This window comes from Facklamia sp. P12945 (assembly GCF_050409485.1).
GTDB lineage: Bacteria > Bacillota > Bacilli > Lactobacillales > Aerococcaceae > Facklamia.
Window position 1 is genome coordinate 36,648 of record NZ_JBNUPJ010000001.1, and the last position, 15,787, is coordinate 52,434.

A 15,787-nucleotide genomic window follows, 5' to 3' on the forward strand; every position below is an offset into this window, starting at 1 on the left:
GAAATATTAATGCAAATAAATAGAAGAATTGCTAGTTATCAAGAAAATCGAATTGATTATGGCATTGTTTTAACTGTTTTGTTGTTATGTTTAGTGGGCTTAGCCGTTGTATATGCAACTACCGCAATGATTTCCAACCAAGGAATCGGGCCGACCTTACAACAAGCCTTGTGGTACGCCTTAGGTTCTCTGGTCGTTATTATCGTTATGCAGTTTGATAGTGAACAGTATTGGAAATTATCCATTTACTTTTACGGTATTGGTCTGTTTTTACTGGTGCTCGTCCTTTTTTTCCATGATCGCCAAACAGCAATCATGACGGGAGCTAAATCTTGGTTCAAATTAGGTTCTTTATCTTTTCAACCTTCAGAGTTGATGAAACCAGCCTTGATAGTTTATCTGTCACGATTGGTAACCGAACACAATAATCAAAATACTAATCGAACGATTCAAAGCGACTTTATCTTGATTGGTAAACTCTTATTGGCTTCCGCACCTGTATTAATATTAGTGCAAATGCAAAATGACTTGGGAACTAACTTGGTCATGCTGTCTATTATCGCTGGATTGATTCTTTTATCCGGTGTTTCATGGAAAATTTTATTTCCAGCTTTTTCAGTTGTTTTCATTGTTGGTGGGGGATTAATCTTACTGGCCGTCTTATTCCCAGATGCCTTACTGAAAATCGGCTTCCAACCTTATCAGTTAGGCCGGATCACTACTTGGTTAGAACCCTTCTCAGACACCAGAGGTGAATCTTACCAACTGGTTCAATCGATCTTAGCGATTGGATCTGGTCAACTCTATGGTAAGGGCTTTGGCATTTCCGAAGTGCCAGTTCCGGTTCGTGAATCAGACTTTATTTTTACGACTATTGGTGAAAATTTTGGTTTTTTTGGTGCGGCGATTATTCTGGTGATTTATTTTGTTTTGATTTATCAAATGGTTCAAACTTGTTTTGAGACTCAAAATGAGTATTATACTTATATTTCTGCAGGAGTTATTACCATGATTCTTTTCCACGTTCTAGAGAATGTGGGCATGACTATCGGTTTACTGCCAATTACGGGAGTACCATTACCCTTTATCTCTCAAGGGGGGTCGGCCATACTGTCCAATATGGTCGGAGTGGGTCTGATACTCTCTATGCGTTACCATCACCGATCCTATATGTTCTCAGAAGCTGACCCTTATATGTACGGTGATCGTAAGCAATACTAAAACAAAAACGAATCCTATGCAGGATTCGTTTTTGTTTGATTAATTAAAAATTACTGCTTATTTTTAGCCCGTTCTACCAAATCTTTAAAGATAGCTCGACTGCTTTCTTGATGTTTGTAAGTGAGTTCAGGGTGCCATTGGACAGCTAAAATATCCACATTTGGATCAGTGGATTCAATGGCTTCAACCAGATGGTCACCTGACCAGGCAATGGCTTTTAAGTCTTTACCCAGCTCTTTAATGGCTTGATGGTGAAGACTGTTGACGTAATCACCAGTTCCCATCCAATTACTTAAACGTGAATTGGGATCAATTTTAACCCGGTGGGTCATACGGTTTAATTCTGATTTTTGCACGTGTTGAATAGCCCATTCTGGATACAAGCTGAGGTCTTGATAGAGGTTCCCACCTTGAAGAACATTAATTAATTGCATACCACGACAGATACCAAGGATTGGCTTGCCAGCTTGCATAAAATGTTTAATTAATTTTAATTCATGGTGGTCACGGTCGATATTTAAAGATCCTAATTTTAAATGAGGTTCTTCTTGATAAAAACGTGGATCCACATCTTGTCCACCAGTTAGGATCAGACCGTCTATACGGTCAATAATGGCTTCAATTGGATATTGGTTATTGATGGGTAGAACGAGTGGAATCCCTCCCGCTTCAATAATAGCTTCTACAAAAAAGTGAGGGGTGTAAGTAGCATCGAAGGCTGCATATCGAGGGTCGTTTTGAATGGGTGTAATACTACCAGTAATTGCGATGATTGGTTGCATAATAAATTCCTTTCTGCGACTATAATGATATTCCTATTATACAAGAAAGTGCCTGCAAGTTAAAAGGCTTTATAGCATACAAAGCATAAAATATTTGGTACACTAATGAGAGAGGATGAGGAGGGGCATTATGGACTTTCAAAAGGCAAAACAGGCTTTGGTTCAGGGTAAGATTGATAATGTTTACTGTCTTCAAGGCAGTGAAGTCTATCTTCAACAAAATTTTCGACAAGCTCTGGCTCAAAAAATTGAAAATTTGGCCGGCGAACTAGACCTTTCTAGCTTTGACGCTAATGAAGTATCCATTGACACTGTTTTAGATGAAGCAGAAAGTTATTCGTTTTTTGTCGACCAACGCCTCATTATAGTGGACCAAGTAGATTTTCTAAACAGCCAAGCTCAACAAAAAATGACTGATGGTCAAACAAAGCGCTTGTTGGATTATTTGAAGGATCCTAATCCCGCTACTTGTATTCTTTTTATCGTCCCTCATGATCAAGTGGATAAAAGGCGAAAATTAACCAAGGCATTCCTGAAAGAGACGACTTATATTAATATTTCTCCTCTAGGAGAAGCGGCTGTTCAGTCCTTTATTCAAAGTTATATTCAAAGTGCTGATTTTGAGATGACTACAGAAGCCCAAAAGGCTTTGTTACAACGTGTAGATTATCAATTGAGTCAAGCAGTGGCTGAATTGGAGAAGTTGAAACAATTTGCTCAAAGTGGTCAAAAGGTTACCCTGGAAGTGGTAAATTCTTTAGTCACACGCAGCCTAGCTTCAGATGTCTTTGAATTGACCAATGCTATACTAGCCCGCAAGCTTGATCGCTCGATTCAAATTTATCAAGACTTAATATTAATGAAGCACGATCCCATTCAACTACATGCCTTAATCGTTTCGCAGTTTCGCTTATTTTTACAAGTTAAACTCTTACAAATGCAAGGAATAAAGCAAGATGAAATGGCTCAAACACTCTCTGTCCATCCTTATCGAGTGAAATTAGCCCTTCAAGCCAGTCGACCCATGCAAATAGGAGAACTTAGTCAGCTTTATTTACAACTCATTCAAGCCGATTACCAAATGAAAACCGGTTTGGGCAATAAGGATACGTCTTTCTATCTGATCCTGACCAAAATCATGCAACTTTAATTAAAGGAGGATCCTATGCAAAAAATTCGCTTAGCCATCGCAGGTTTCGATCAAGTGGGTCAAGCTATTATGGAAGTTATGGATCAACACCAAGACTTAATTATCCAGCATATCTTTAGCCGGCAAAGTAAGCAGGACTTCCCACAAGCCTTGCAGTCTTTGCCTATTCATCCCATGGAACAAGCACTTAACTTTAAAGAGTCTATTGATGTCTTGCTAGTCTGTAGGGGTACTACTGAGGATAATCCTGATAATCTAACGGAATATGCGGCTCATTTTAATTTAGTGGATACATATAATTTTTATGCTAAGCCAGCTCTTTTATTAAAATCGATCGATTCTATCAGTCAGGTTCACCATAAATTAGCCGTGATAGGTGTAGGGTGGAATCCTGGTATTTATACAATCAATCAATTATTGGCAGAAGCTGTGATGCCTCAAGCAACTAATTATCGTTTTATCGAAAATGAATGGAGTCAAAAAATGAGTGAAACACTGGCTGGCATAGAAGGAGTAGCCCAAGCAAGTGTATATATCAAAGCCTCTCCTCAAAGTATACAAGCCATTTTAAAAGGGGAAGGTGCTGATTTGCGTTTTTCTGACTATCAAGAAAGAGTGGCTTACCTAGTTTTGGAAGAGGGAGTGAATCCTGACAGGATTCATGATCAAGTACAGGCCTTACCTAATTATCTTTCTCAAGTTGAAAGGAATATAAATTTTGTTTCGAGTGATCAGATGACCAAGCTTTCAAAGGAAGCCAAAGCGGGTCGGCTGATTCGGACCCTTTCAGACAATCAAGAGCTTACTACTTATGATTTGAGCTTAAGTTTTAATCACCCTCGATTTAATCAAGCCCATTTACTGCTGGCTTATGCCAGAGCGGTTTACCGTTTAGCTAGTGAAGGAAAATCAGGAGCCTTAACACAATTAGATGTTCCAGTGTCTTATTTAAGCAAGCACAGTCGACAAGAACTACTTAATCAGTATCTATAAAATGAAGTTCAACATAAAAAGCATCCTTCTTAAAACCTTTCGATTAGGGTCTGTAACAAGATTTATCGGCTTGTTGTTAGGCCCCTAATCAAGCAAGGATTAACGAGGATGCTTGGTCTGATTAATCAGTAAAACAAAAAAGCTCCCAATGGAAGCTCAATTATTATTTAGCAGATGCAATTAATTTAGCTAAACGAGATTTATCACGTGCTGCTTTGTTGTGATGAATTAAGCCTTTAGTTGCGGCAGAGTCAATAGCTTTAACTGCGGCTTGGTATAATGCTTGAACATCACCTTCGCCCGTTTCAACTGCTACGCGAACTTTTTTCATTGCAGTTCTTAAAGCAGAAACTTGAGTGCGTTTACGGCTAGAAACTTTTTCAGTTTGACGTGTACGTTTTTTTGCTGATGCTGTATTGGCCATGAATGGTCACCTCTTTTCAATAAATCTAGTCTAAGTCTGAAAACTTAGTCAACAAGAAATATTATACAGAAGACAATGTCAACTTGCAATAAAAATAAGTCAGATTATTTAATAAGCATTGAACTTGTGAGACAAGCAAAAGTTGTGTAATTTATTAAGAGCAAAAGCATAAATGGAGGCGAGTTTTTGAAGAGTAATAAATTTAGGGTGGTATCACCTTATGAACCAGCTGGTGACCAACCCCAGGCAATTAAAGAGTTAGCGGCTGGTTTAAGAGCAGGAAAAAAAGAGCAGATTTTACTTGGGGCTACTGGTACGGGTAAAACATATACAGTGGCTAAGGTAATTGAAGAAGTCAATAAACCAACATTGGTCCTAGCTCATAATAAAACACTAGCCGGTCAATTATATTCCGAATTATTAGAATTTTTCCCTGATAATGCGGTCGAATATTTTGTCTCCTACTATGATTATTATCAGCCAGAAGCCTATGTGCCATCTTCTGATACCTATATCGAAAAGGAATCCAGTGTCAATGACGAAATTGATAAGTTGCGTCATTCAGCTTCTTCTTCTTTATTAGAAAGAGACGATGTGATAGTAGTCGCCTCAGTGTCGTGTATTTATGGTTTGGTTGATCCGGACATGTATCGTGAGCATGTACTTTCTTTACGTCAAGGTCAAGAAATTGCCCGTGACCAAGTGATGGCTCGTTTAGTCGACATGCAATTTGTTCGCAATGATATTGATTTTCAACGTGGAACCTTTAGAGCCCGTGGCGATGTCCTAGAAATCTTTTTAGCTTCAAGAGATAAAGAAGTCATTCGGATTGAGTTTTTCGGTGATGAAATCGACCGTATCCGTGAAGTAGATGTTTTAACAGGTGAAATCAAAAAGGATGTCGAACACTATCCCATTTATCCGGCTACCCACTTCGTAGCTAATCAAAAACAAACGCAAAGAGCAGTTGAAAGTATTCGTCAAGAATTAGAGGAAAGATTAGAAGTCTTACGCTCTGAGAATAAACTATTAGAAGCTCAGCGACTAGAGCAAAGAACTAACTATGATATTGAAATGTTATTGGAAATGGGCTATTGTTCAGGCATTGAAAACTATTCGCGCCATCTGGATGGGCGTGCACCAGGAGAGCCACCTTATACGCTATTAGATTTCTTTCCTGATGATTTTCTAATCGTTGCTGACGAATCCCACATTACCATGCCGCAGATTCGTGGGATGTATAATGGTGACCGGGCGCGTAAGGAGCAGTTGGTTGAATACGGCTTTCGTCTACCTTCAGCTGTGGATAATCGTCCACTTAAACTCAATGAGTTTGAAGACCATATTAATCAGATTATTTATATCTCAGCCACACCAGGCCCTTATGAATTAGAACATACCAACCATGAATATGTCGAACAAATTATTCGTCCAACAGGTCTTTTGGATCCTGTTATAGAGGTTCGACCGATTAAGGGACAAATTGATGATTTAGTTTCCGAAATTAGTTTAAGAGTGGAAAGAAATGAACGTGTCTTTGTAACGACTTTAACCAAAAAAATGTCTGAAGACTTAACCGATTATCTAAGGGAATTGGATATTAAGGTCAAATATCTGCATTCAGATATTGTGACTTTGGAGCGAACGGAAATCATCCGTGATCTCAGATTAGGTGTTTTTGACGTCTTAATCGGGATTAACTTATTAAGAGAGGGACTAGATGTCCCTGAGGTATCACTGGTGACGATTTTAGATGCGGACAAGGAAGGCTTTTTAAGGTCAGAACGTGCCTTGGTACAAACAATTGGTCGAGCCGCTCGAAACCAAAACGGTCGCGTAATTATGTATGCAGACCGCATCACTAATTCTATGCAAAAAGCGATTGATGAGACAGAAAGACGACGCCAAATTCAAACAGCTTATAATAAAGAGCATGGTATCACACCGACGACTATCAAAAAAGATATTCGCGACTTAATTCGTATCACTCACGATGTGGAAGCAGAAGATCGTCAAGAAAATGTCTTACTAGATTTCAAACAACTATCTCGGATGCAAAGAGAGGAAGAGCTGGAGCGTTTAACCATGTTGATGAAAGCTTATGCTAAAGAAATGAATTTTGAAAAAGCAGCCGAGACGCGTGATTTAATGATGGAGTTGAAAGCGCATTTCAAGATAAAATAAGTAATAAAAATCTAACATTGTAATTTTTAATGTATTCTCTTACAATATAAGGGAATTCAAAAACAGAGTAGGTTATTTACGTAAAGTGCTTCTAGATGGGATGTCGCTAGAAGACGAAGTGATTCTCACGCGATAGATAATCGCCTCCGCTGTTTTCATCTTGTGGAGGGCACTCTTTTGAAGAGTGCTCTTTTTTTGAGTCAAACTATCTAAGTGGGGAGAGTAAAACATGCAAGTAAATCCAAAAAAACAGCCAGTCTTTCGCTTTAACCATCGTGAGATTAAGCATGGCGACCCGACCATTCTCTGTGGAATCGTCAATGTGACCCCAGATTCTTTTTCAGATGGAGGAAAATGGTTTGGTCTAGAAGTGGCCTGTAAGCGAGCGATGGAATTGATTAAGCAAGGTTGTCAAATGATTGATATCGGAGGAGAATCTACCCGTCCGGGGTCGACTTATGTGGCCGTAGAAGAAGAAATCCAACGTGTCGTCCCAGTTATCAAGGCCCTAAGAGCGCAATCTGATGTAATAATCTCAGTTGATACTTGGAAAGCTGAGGTTGCTCAAGCAGCGCTTGCAGCCGGAGCCGATATTATCAACGATATTACTGGACTTTTAGGTGACCCGCGCATGGCCTCAGTGATTGCACCAACTCAAGCTGGTGTCATTGTGATGGCTAATCCAGTAATTGTCCGTCCAGACCATCCTTCCGCCAAGGTCTTTCCGCAGTTTGGAGCAGAAGGCGTCTTTAGCAAAGCAGAATTGGACGCTTTTGCCAAAATGGACGCTGTTGAATTGATGGATAAGTATTTTGATAAGTCTTTAAAGTATGCGGCTGAAGCGGGTATCAAAAAAGACCGCATCGCACTTGACCCAGGAATCGGCTTTGGTTTAACTAAACGTGAGAACTACCAATTAATCCATCAAGCCAATCGGATTCACCAAAAAGGCTTTACCTGCTTCTTAGGGGTTTCTCGTAAACGCTTTATTCAAAACACCCTGCAAGAAGCTGGCTTTAATGTAGATGTTGAAACCGAAGAAGGATTCAAACAAAGAGACGAAGGCTCTGCTGCCTTATCCGCTATCGCTGCTTTTATGGGTATCGAAATGCTTAGGGTTCATGTGGGAAGCTCTCACCGGATTGCTTCGTTAATTGGTAACCACTTGCGCTTATCTGATGGCTTAGAGGATACAAATTTTGCTGCTTATCCACTTAAATAGGAGGAGTTATGTTTAAGATAAAATTAAATAACATGCGTTTTTATTCGCATATTGGCTATTTTCCTGAAGAGAAGAAATTAGGTCAAAATATCGCTGTTGATCTGACGGTGACCATGAAGGCCAGTCTCACGCGAGATGATTTAAATGAAACAGCCTCTTATGCGCATTTTTATGATCTAGTTGCTGAATATATAAAAAAAACACGGGTCGACTTGATTGAAACAGTTGCTTTTGACCTTTTAGATTTAATAAAACAATCCAATCCACAACTAATTAGTCAGGTCAAAGTCAATGTTCGCAAATTACAATTACCCATCGATGGTATTTTAGATTCTGCCGAAATTGAATTGGAGGGATAGAGGATGGCAACTGTTTATCTGAGTGTCGGATCTAACTTAGGAGATCGGATGGCTAATCTGCGAAAGGGGCAAGAGCTGTTAGCGACTCATCCACAAATTGAAGTCTTAAAAGCCTCGGCCTATTATCAGACTTCTCCAGTAGGAGGAGTCGTGCAAGATGACTTCATTAATCAAGCTCTCGCCATTGAAACAGACTTAGATCCTTATGACTTATTGGACTACCTTCATGAAATAGAAGCCAAGTTACTAAGAAAGCGATTGATCGTTTGGGGACCTAGAACTTTAGATATGGATATCTTATATTTTGGCCATCTAGAAAGTGAAGACCCTCAGCTAACTTTACCGCATCCCGAAATAATGAACCGTTTGTTTGTGTTAATTCCTTTAAAAGAAATTATTGACACCAATTTTTATGCTTATTGTCAAATTAATCAAGCCATTGAACATTTAGAAAAGACACAAGACCAAAGAATAGAAAGAGTGGTAGAAAATGAAAGAAATTAATTTGAATCGTATAGAAGAATTAGTTCGTGAGCTTTTAATCGAAATCGGAGAAGACCCAGATCGTGAGGGGCTCATTGAAACACCTAAACGTGTTGCCAAGTCGCTAAAGGAAATTACAGCTTCTACTCGCTTAGAAGAATTTACGGAAGGAAAAATGTTCCCAACCGATGCCAGTCCTAATCAACAAATGGTGGCAGTCAATAATATCCCTTTTTATTCTATGTGTGAACATCATATGTTACCCTTCTTTGGGAATGTTCATGTAGGCTATCTTCCACAAGATGGACAAATTATTGGCCTGTCAAAAATACCAAGATTGGTAAACTATGCTGCAAGAAAGTTAAATGTGCAAGAAAATATTACGCGTGAAGTCGCTGAGGTTTTGATGGAGATTACCCATGCTAAGGGAGTAGCTGTGGTGGTTGATGCCCGTCATATGTGTGTGGAAATGCGCGGGGTCCAAAAAGTCAACTCCATTACCCGTACCAATTATTATTTAGGCGCCTTTAATGAAGATGTTCAGTTGCGGAATGAATTTCTGCAGTCTTTACCTAAGGTGAACGCCTTATGATTAACAGTTTGACCGATGATTTACCAACTATTCTTTATGGTGAAGGAGACCGTCTAAGTGTTTTAAAAGCCATGTTGAAACAATTGGGCCAACCGGACCAAACCGTTAAAATCATCCATATTGCGGGAACTAATGGTAAGGGGTCAACTGCTAATATGATTTCTCATTTATTACTTGCTCATGGATATCGCACAGGACTATTTACCAGTCCTCATTTATATTCAGAATGTGAAAGTATTAAAGTCAATGACCAAATGATTAGTCAGTCAGATTTCAGCTGTATCATGGCGGAAGTTCACCGAGCGGCGATTGTGTTAGGCTTAGACCCACAAAAAGATTTGTCACAATTTGAGACCACCTTTTTGATTGGGATCCTTTATTATGCCCATTTAGCCTGTGATTATCTAGTTTTAGAATGTGGTGTAGGTGGGGGCCTTGATGCGACCAATGCAATTAGCCACTCTGAATATGCCATCTTTACTAAAATTGGTATGGATCATTTAAATTTACTGGGGGATTCTTTGCAAGCTATCGTAGAGACTAAAGCTGGTATTATCCGTTCAAATCAACAAGTCATTGTGGCGCCGAACCAAAAGAACGGAGTGGTTGAGCGTCTTAAACAAATAAGCTCGGAGCAAAAAAGTTCTTTCCATGATAGCTCTGACCAAAAGATTGTTTACAAGCGTCCACATTATTTTCAAGTGGAACTAAATCAAAAAAGTTTTGAACTCTACTTGCCCTTATTAGGGACTTTCCAAAATGAAAATTTAAAGACCGTCTTTAAATGGTATCAAGTATGGTTGGAAAGTGAACAACCTTCTCCTATAGAGACTGACATGACAAAAGCTTTTAAAGACTTAAGAATGGTAGGACGTTTTGAAAAAGTGCAAAGCACTCCCGACATTATCCTAGATGCTGCTCATAATTTAGATGCCATTCAAGAATTAATCTCTAGCATCCAATCATTATATGCTGGTCAAAAGTTGAGCATTTTGTGTGGTTTTCTCAAAGACAAAGATGTACCGGCTATTCTAGATGAATTATTAAAATTAACTGCTGATTTTTATGTGACCCAGCCCGATTTTCCAGATCGAGCGATGGATACCAAAGAGCTAGCAAAACTTTTTGAACAAAAAGGAAGCTCAGTGATTTCTTATCCGGATAGTCGTGCAGGCTTAAAACAACTGATGGAAGACCAAGACGATCCTATTATTGTTGTGGGCTCTTTCCATCTGATAAAAAAAGTGAGGGATTTGTTTGCAACAAATTAATGCAGCAGAGCTTTTGAATAATGCGCAAGAATTGATTAAAGTCTCACCCTTCTTTAATCAGAAGAAGTTTTTAAGGCTCCAAGAAATAATGGATCAATATCCTGCAAGCAATCTCTTGGACCGCAAAAGTCCATTGCACTTATCAGCTTCAGCCTTGGTTTTTCAAGATCAGTCTTTAGTTTTTATTCATCATCCTTATTTACATAAAACTTTATTACCCGCAGGACACGTGGAAATAGGGGAGACCCCTCAAACAACAGCCTTGCGTGAGCTATACGAAGAAACGGGTTTAAAATTCACCTCCCTTACTCAGTCCGAATTAGTAGACCTTAATCTATTTGCCATCCCCGCTAACCCACAAAAAGGCGAAGGGGCTCATTATCATCTAGATTTTAGGTACTACTTCCAAGGGACCACTAAACAAAGCGCTCAATCAGAATTGGCTGTTCACTTATTAGCAGAAGATCAAGCTCCAGACGAATTTCAGCCCTATTTCCAATTAATTAAGAAAACCCCTTGATTATGAGACTGCTTTAAACTATAATTAATCATTGTTCTGTATGAAAATTCAGAACAATGCCCTCGCTCGGTTTAGCGCATCACCAACGCTTTACTTAGCTAGTGGAAATAAAATAGAAAGAGGTGAATAATATGGCATTAGCACAAGAACGTAAAACTGAAATCATGAAAGAATACGCACGTCACGAAGGTGATACCGGTTCTGTTGAGGTTCAAGTTGCTGTCTTAACAGAAGACATCAACAATTTAAACGACCATATTAAAACACATAAGAAAGATTTTCACTCTTATCGTGGATTAATGAAGAAAATTGGTCACCGTCGTAACCTTCTTGCTTACCTACGTAACAAGGACGTTACTCGTTACCGTGATTTAATTAAAAGATTAGGATTACGTCGTTAATCCTGCGACTAAAGGATGGCAATTAGCCATCCTTTTTGTTATATTACTAGTAGATTTGTTCGGAGTTTCACACTATACAAAAATGAGTCGTTTAAACTTTAAACGGTTGATTTTTGTTTAGTGCTACTCCGAATGATTAAAAATTTAAAAGGAGTTATGTTATGACAACTAAACAAGTATTTGAAACAAATTGGGGAGGCCGTCCCTTAATTGTTGAAGTAGGACAAATGGCAAAACAAGCCAATGGAGCAGTTTTAGTACGTTATGGCGATACAGTCGTTTTGACTGCTGCTGTCGCTTCCAAATCCCCTTCACCGATGAATTTCTTCCCCTTAACGGTTCACTACATTGAAAAAATGTATGCGGTTGGTAAGGTGCCAGGTGGTTTCTTAAAACGTGAGGGTAGACCTTCTGATAACGCGACCCTGACTGCCCGCTTAATTGACCGTCCAATCCGCCCAATGTTTCCTGAAGGCGTGCGGAATGAAATTCAAATTACTAATACAGTCCTTTCAGTTCAACAAGATTGCTCACCAGAGATGGCAGCTATGTTTGGTTCTTCGCTAGCATTGGCTATTTCAGATATACCATTTGATGGACCGATTGCCGGAGTGGATGTGGGACGTGTCGATGGTGAATTTGTTATCAACCCTACACCCGACCAAAAAGAAGTTTCTGAGATTGATTTAACCGTAGCAGGGACTGCGACCGCGATCAACATGGTAGAATCTTCTGCTAAGGAAGCATCAGAAGAGGATATGCTGGAAGCCTTATTGTTTGGACACGCTAATATTCAAGAATTAGTGGCCTTTCAAAAAGAGATTGTCCAAGCAGTTGGAAAAGAAAAATTTGAATTTGAATTAGTTCAAATCGATCAAGAAATCACTGAGCAAGTCAAGAGCTTATACAATGAAAAAATGGTTACAGCTGTTAAAACACAGGAAAAACAAGCCCGCGATGAAGCGGTTAATCAATTGAGTGAAGAAGCTGAAGTTTTCTTTAGTGAAAAGTATGCCGAAGCAGAAGATTTAGAAGAGAAACTGAAAGATGTTTCTTCGGCTATGCAGGACTTAGAAAAAGAAGTCGTTCGTCGGTTGATTACCCATGACCGTATTCGTCCAGATGGTCGTCAAATAGATGAAATTCGTCCTTTGGAATCTTTGGCTGGCATTTTACCACGTACCCATGGTTCAGGACTCTTCACCCGTGGACAAACGCAAGCTTTATCAGTAGCTACCTTGGCTCCTTTATCTGAACATCAAATTATTGATGGTCTTGGATTAGAAGAAGGCAAACGCTTCATGCATCATTATAACTTCCCTAACTTCTCAGTAGGAGAAACCGGACGAGTGGGTTCACCAGGTCGTCGTGAAATTGGTCACGGTGCGCTAGGTGAGAAAGCTTTAACCCAAGTGATTCCTTCAGAAGAAGAATTCCCATACGTTATTCGTTTAGTGGCTGAAGTATTAGAATCCAACGGTTCTTCTTCACAAGCATCCATTTGTGCCGGTACGCTGGCATTAATGGATGCCGGTGTTCCGATTAAAGCACCGGTGGCAGGAATTGCTATGGGCTTAGTGATGGACGGCGATAACTACACTGTCCTAACCGATATCCAAGGCTTAGAAGACCACTTAGGCGATATGGACTTTAAAGTGGCGGGGACTGCCGAAGGCATTACGGCCTTACAAATGGATATTAAGATAAAAGGAATTACTAAGGCCATTTTAGAAGAAGCTTTAGCCCAAGCTAAAAAAGCCCGTCTCGAAATCCTAGATAATATCACTCGTGAATTAGCTCAACCACGACCAGAATTAAGTCCTTATGCACCGAAGATTGAAATGGTGCAAATTGATCCTGAAAAAATTAAGGTGGTTATTGGTAAGGGTGGTGACACCATTAACTCCATTATTGACCAAACTGGCGTTAAGATGGATATTTCTCAAGAAGGACAAGTTAGCATTGCTTCTTCAGATTTAGCTATGATTAAAAAGGCAAAAGAAATTGTGCTTAGCTTAGTTGAAGATGTGGAAGTCAATAAAATATACGAAGGTAAAGTTATTAGAATTGAGAAGTATGGTTGCTTTGTGGAAGTCCTACCTGGTAAATCAGGTTTGCTTCACATCTCTCAAATTGATCATCGTCGCATTGAAAAGGTCGAAGATGTCTTTGATATTGGGGATACTGTAACAGTCAAAGTAACCAGTATCGATGAAAAAGGTCGGATTGATTTATCACGTAAAGTGTTAATGCAAAAGCCAGAATAATTATTAACGATAAATTTAATAAGTCTTAGCCCCCTCCTATAAATGAAGGGGGCTTATTCTAATTCATTAGTCTTTAATCAGTAGTCGTTGAGGTGGAAAGAGGCTCAAATTTTAATTTAAGGTGGTCTATGTTATAATAACTGAGATAAGCCAGAATTTGACCCCTTAACGGAGATCAAGCTGCTAAGCGTTTAATAAAATATGAAAAAATAATAATAGAGGTGTATTATGAGTGAGATTAAAGTTATTCCCTTAGGTGGTGTTCGCGAAGAAGGCAAGAATATGTATTTGGTCGAAGTCGATCAAGCTATATTTGTGCTAGATTGTGGGCTATTGTATCCACAAGATGATTTATTAGGAATTGATATGGTGATTCCAGACTTCACCTATTTAGAAGAAAATGCTGAGCGTGTAGTGGGGATTTTCTTGTCACATGGGCATGCCGATGCAGTAGGTGCCTTACCTTATTTATTAGATAAGATTGATGCCCCGGTTTTTGGAACCCAGTTAACGATTGAATTGGCTTCTATTTCTGCTCGTAGACAAGGACACGATGACCGCCTTGAAAATTTCCATGTGATTGATTCAGAAACTGAAATTGAATTTGGTGATGTCAATGTTTCATTCTTCCCTACCACTCACACCATTCCAGATTCAGTCGGAATCGTGATAGATACTAAAGATGGGGCGATTGTCTTCACAGGCGATTTCCGCTTTGACCCTTCAGCTTCTCAAGCTTACCGCACTGATTTTGGTCGGTTGACAGACTTAGGTAAGAAAAAGGTTCTTGCCTTATTGAGTGACTCTGCTGAGGCAGAATCACCAGTGGAAAATGTGAATGATCGTGTTATTACAGAAGAAATAACAGAAGTTTTCCGCAATGCGCGAGGAAGAGTGATAGTAGGGACGATTGGCTCGAACATTATGCGTATTCAGCAAGTCTTAGAAGCAGCTCACCATTCAAGACGAACCATTTTCTTCCCAACCAAAGACCTTTACGAAATTGTCGATGTCGCTTTAAAGTTAGATAAAATTTCTATTCCAAGTCGTGATGTCTTTGGTAATTTTAAAAATATCGATAAATATCAAGAGGATCAAATTGTTATTCTGGCTACTGGCGATGTGGGCGAACCGATTCAAACTATCCAAGCCATGGCTCAAGGTAAGCATAAAACAGTCACCATAAAGGAAGATGATACGGTTTATATTGCAACCACTCCATCTGTTTCAATGGAAAAGAGTGTGACTCGTACCAAAGATATGATTTATAGAGCCGGTGCTCGGGTTATGAGTGTGACAGACCACTTTAAGACATCGGGTCATGCTACACCCAATGATTTAAAATTAATGTTAAACTTTATTCAACCGGACTTTTTACTTCCAGTCAGTGGGGAATACCGTATGTTAAGAGCCCACGGTGATCTAGCCTTGCAAGTGGGAATGTCTGAAGATCAAATTATTATCCCATCTATTGGAGATGTATTAAGCTTTGAAAACGGAAAAGTTATCCAAGCAGGTCAGGTGACAGCAGGGGATGTCTTAGTCGATGGAAGTGGCGTAGGCGATATTGGGAATGTGGTTTTAAGAGACCGTCGTATTTTAAGTGAAGACGGAATTTTCGTTGTAGTCGCGACTATTTCACGTCGTTTGAAGAAAATTCTAGTTGGCCCACAAATTACCTCGCGTGGTTTCGTCTTTATGAAAACTTCCATTGATTTAATTGAAGCTTGTTCAGATATTACGCTAGATGTTTTAGAAAAACACATTGTTTCAGATGATTTTGATTGGAATAATCTTAAGGGCGATCTGCGTGAAAAAATTGGTAAGTATCTATATAAGGAGACTAAACGTCGTCCGGTTATCCTACCGATTATTATGGAAGCTTCAAATTATCAAGTAAAAAAAGGTGATAAATAAT

The 15,787-nt window shown here is 39.3% G+C and carries 13 protein-coding genes, 1 pseudogene and 1 riboswitch; of the genes and pseudogenes, 12 read left to right on the forward strand and 2 right to left on the reverse strand.

Annotated elements, in window-relative coordinates:
* Positions 1–9 precede the first annotated feature (9 nt).
* Complete coding sequence (locus tag ACQV2X_RS00175; protein WP_428874133.1) at positions 10–1,221, forward strand: FtsW/RodA/SpoVE family cell cycle protein; 1,212 nt, start codon at positions 10–12, stop codon at positions 1,219–1,221.
* 50 nt (positions 1,222–1,271) lie between these two features.
* Here ACQV2X_RS00175 and ACQV2X_RS00180 read toward each other — a convergent pair whose 3' ends face one another.
* Complete coding sequence (locus tag ACQV2X_RS00180; protein ID WP_428874132.1) at positions 1,272–2,003, reverse strand: gamma-glutamyl-gamma-aminobutyrate hydrolase family protein; 732 nt, start codon at positions 2,001–2,003, stop codon at positions 1,272–1,274.
* A 130-nt stretch (positions 2,004–2,133) separates the two neighbouring features.
* Here ACQV2X_RS00180 and holA point away from each other — a divergent pair, with 130 nt between their 5' ends.
* Positions 2,134–3,153: a DNA polymerase III subunit delta gene (gene holA / locus ACQV2X_RS00185; protein WP_428894141.1), complete on the forward strand. Its 1,020-nt coding sequence runs from the start codon at positions 2,134–2,136 to the stop codon at positions 3,151–3,153.
* A 15-nt stretch (positions 3,154–3,168) separates the two neighbouring features.
* Positions 3,169–4,146 (forward strand): diaminopimelate dehydrogenase, encoded by a 978-nt coding sequence (locus tag ACQV2X_RS00190; protein ID WP_428874129.1) that lies wholly within the window; start codon positions 3,169–3,171, stop codon positions 4,144–4,146.
* Between the two features lie 163 nt (positions 4,147–4,309).
* On the opposite strand, the gene rpsT is transcribed toward ACQV2X_RS00190, so the two are convergent.
* The gene (rpsT, locus tag ACQV2X_RS00195; RefSeq protein ID WP_428874128.1) at positions 4,310–4,570 is read right to left on the reverse strand and encodes a 30S ribosomal protein S20; all 261 of its coding nucleotides are present in this window, start codon (positions 4,568–4,570) and stop codon (positions 4,310–4,312) included.
* 186 nt (positions 4,571–4,756) lie between these two features.
* On the opposite strand from rpsT, the gene uvrB reads away from it, so the two are divergent.
* The 9 genes and pseudogenes from uvrB to ACQV2X_RS00240 all read left to right on the forward strand — a co-directional run bounded on the left by uvrB (position 4,757) and on the right by ACQV2X_RS00240 (position 15,786).
* Positions 4,757–6,754 carry an excinuclease ABC subunit UvrB gene (uvrB, locus tag ACQV2X_RS00200; RefSeq protein WP_428874127.1) on the forward strand — a complete coding sequence of 666 codons (1,998 nt, stop codon included), beginning with the start codon at positions 4,757–4,759 and terminating at the stop codon, positions 6,752–6,754.
* Positions 6,755–6,815: 61 nt separating this feature from the next.
* A riboswitch (THF riboswitch) is annotated at positions 6,816–6,908 on the forward strand.
* Positions 6,909–6,983: 75 nt separating this feature from the next.
* A complete protein-coding gene (gene folP, locus ACQV2X_RS00205) occupies positions 6,984–7,976 on the forward strand; it encodes a dihydropteroate synthase (protein WP_428891840.1) in 993 nt (330 codons plus the stop codon).
* Between the two features lie 8 nt (positions 7,977–7,984).
* Complete coding sequence (folB, locus tag ACQV2X_RS00210; RefSeq protein WP_428894142.1) at positions 7,985–8,335, forward strand: dihydroneopterin aldolase; 351 nt, start codon at positions 7,985–7,987, stop codon at positions 8,333–8,335.
* Positions 8,336–8,338: 3 nt separating this feature from the next.
* A pseudogene (folE, locus tag ACQV2X_RS00215) lies at positions 8,339–9,410 on the forward strand (GTP cyclohydrolase I FolE).
* Positions 9,407–10,681 (forward strand): bifunctional folylpolyglutamate synthase/dihydrofolate synthase, encoded by a 1,275-nt coding sequence (locus tag ACQV2X_RS00220; protein ID WP_428894143.1) that lies wholly within the window; start codon positions 9,407–9,409, stop codon positions 10,679–10,681. The pseudogene folE and the gene ACQV2X_RS00220 overlap by 4 nt, the downstream one beginning before the upstream one ends.
* On the forward strand, positions 10,668–11,201 hold the full coding sequence (locus ACQV2X_RS00225; protein ID WP_428874123.1) for an NUDIX hydrolase: 534 nt from the start codon (positions 10,668–10,670) through the stop codon (positions 11,199–11,201). The genes ACQV2X_RS00220 and ACQV2X_RS00225 overlap by 14 nt, the downstream gene beginning before the upstream one ends.
* Positions 11,202–11,332: 131 nt before the next feature.
* On the forward strand, positions 11,333–11,602 hold the full coding sequence (gene rpsO / locus ACQV2X_RS00230) for a 30S ribosomal protein S15 (protein ID WP_428894144.1): 270 nt from the start codon (positions 11,333–11,335) through the stop codon (positions 11,600–11,602).
* 161 nt (positions 11,603–11,763) lie between these two features.
* Positions 11,764–13,869 (forward strand): polyribonucleotide nucleotidyltransferase, encoded by a 2,106-nt coding sequence (gene pnp / locus ACQV2X_RS00235; RefSeq protein WP_428874121.1) that lies wholly within the window; start codon positions 11,764–11,766, stop codon positions 13,867–13,869.
* Between the two features lie 228 nt (positions 13,870–14,097).
* Complete coding sequence (locus ACQV2X_RS00240; RefSeq protein WP_428873766.1) at positions 14,098–15,786, forward strand: ribonuclease J; 1,689 nt, start codon at positions 14,098–14,100, stop codon at positions 15,784–15,786.
* Position 15,787: the final 1 nt, after the last annotated feature.

Coding starts and splice junctions, on each gene's coding strand:
- ACQV2X_RS00175 (WP_428874133.1), top strand. CDS start 10: ATGCAAATAAATAGAAGAATTGCTAGTTATCAAGAAAATCGAATTGAT.
- ACQV2X_RS00180 (WP_428874132.1), bottom strand. CDS start 2,003: ATGCAACCAATCATCGCAATTACTGGTAGTATTACACCCATTCAAAAC.
- holA (WP_428894141.1), top strand. CDS start 2,134: ATGGACTTTCAAAAGGCAAAACAGGCTTTGGTTCAGGGTAAGATTGAT.
- ACQV2X_RS00190 (WP_428874129.1), top strand. CDS start 3,169: ATGCAAAAAATTCGCTTAGCCATCGCAGGTTTCGATCAAGTGGGTCAA.
- rpsT (WP_428874128.1), bottom strand. CDS start 4,570: ATGGCCAATACAGCATCAGCAAAAAAACGTACACGTCAAACTGAAAAA.
- folP (WP_428891840.1), top strand. CDS start 6,984: ATGCAAGTAAATCCAAAAAAACAGCCAGTCTTTCGCTTTAACCATCGT.
- folB (WP_428894142.1), top strand. CDS start 7,985: ATGTTTAAGATAAAATTAAATAACATGCGTTTTTATTCGCATATTGGC.
- ACQV2X_RS00220 (WP_428894143.1), top strand. CDS start 9,407: ATGATTAACAGTTTGACCGATGATTTACCAACTATTCTTTATGGTGAA.
- rpsO (WP_428894144.1), top strand. CDS start 11,333: ATGGCATTAGCACAAGAACGTAAAACTGAAATCATGAAAGAATACGCA.
- pnp (WP_428874121.1), top strand. CDS start 11,764: ATGACAACTAAACAAGTATTTGAAACAAATTGGGGAGGCCGTCCCTTA.
- ACQV2X_RS00240 (WP_428873766.1), top strand. CDS start 14,098: ATGAGTGAGATTAAAGTTATTCCCTTAGGTGGTGTTCGCGAAGAAGGC.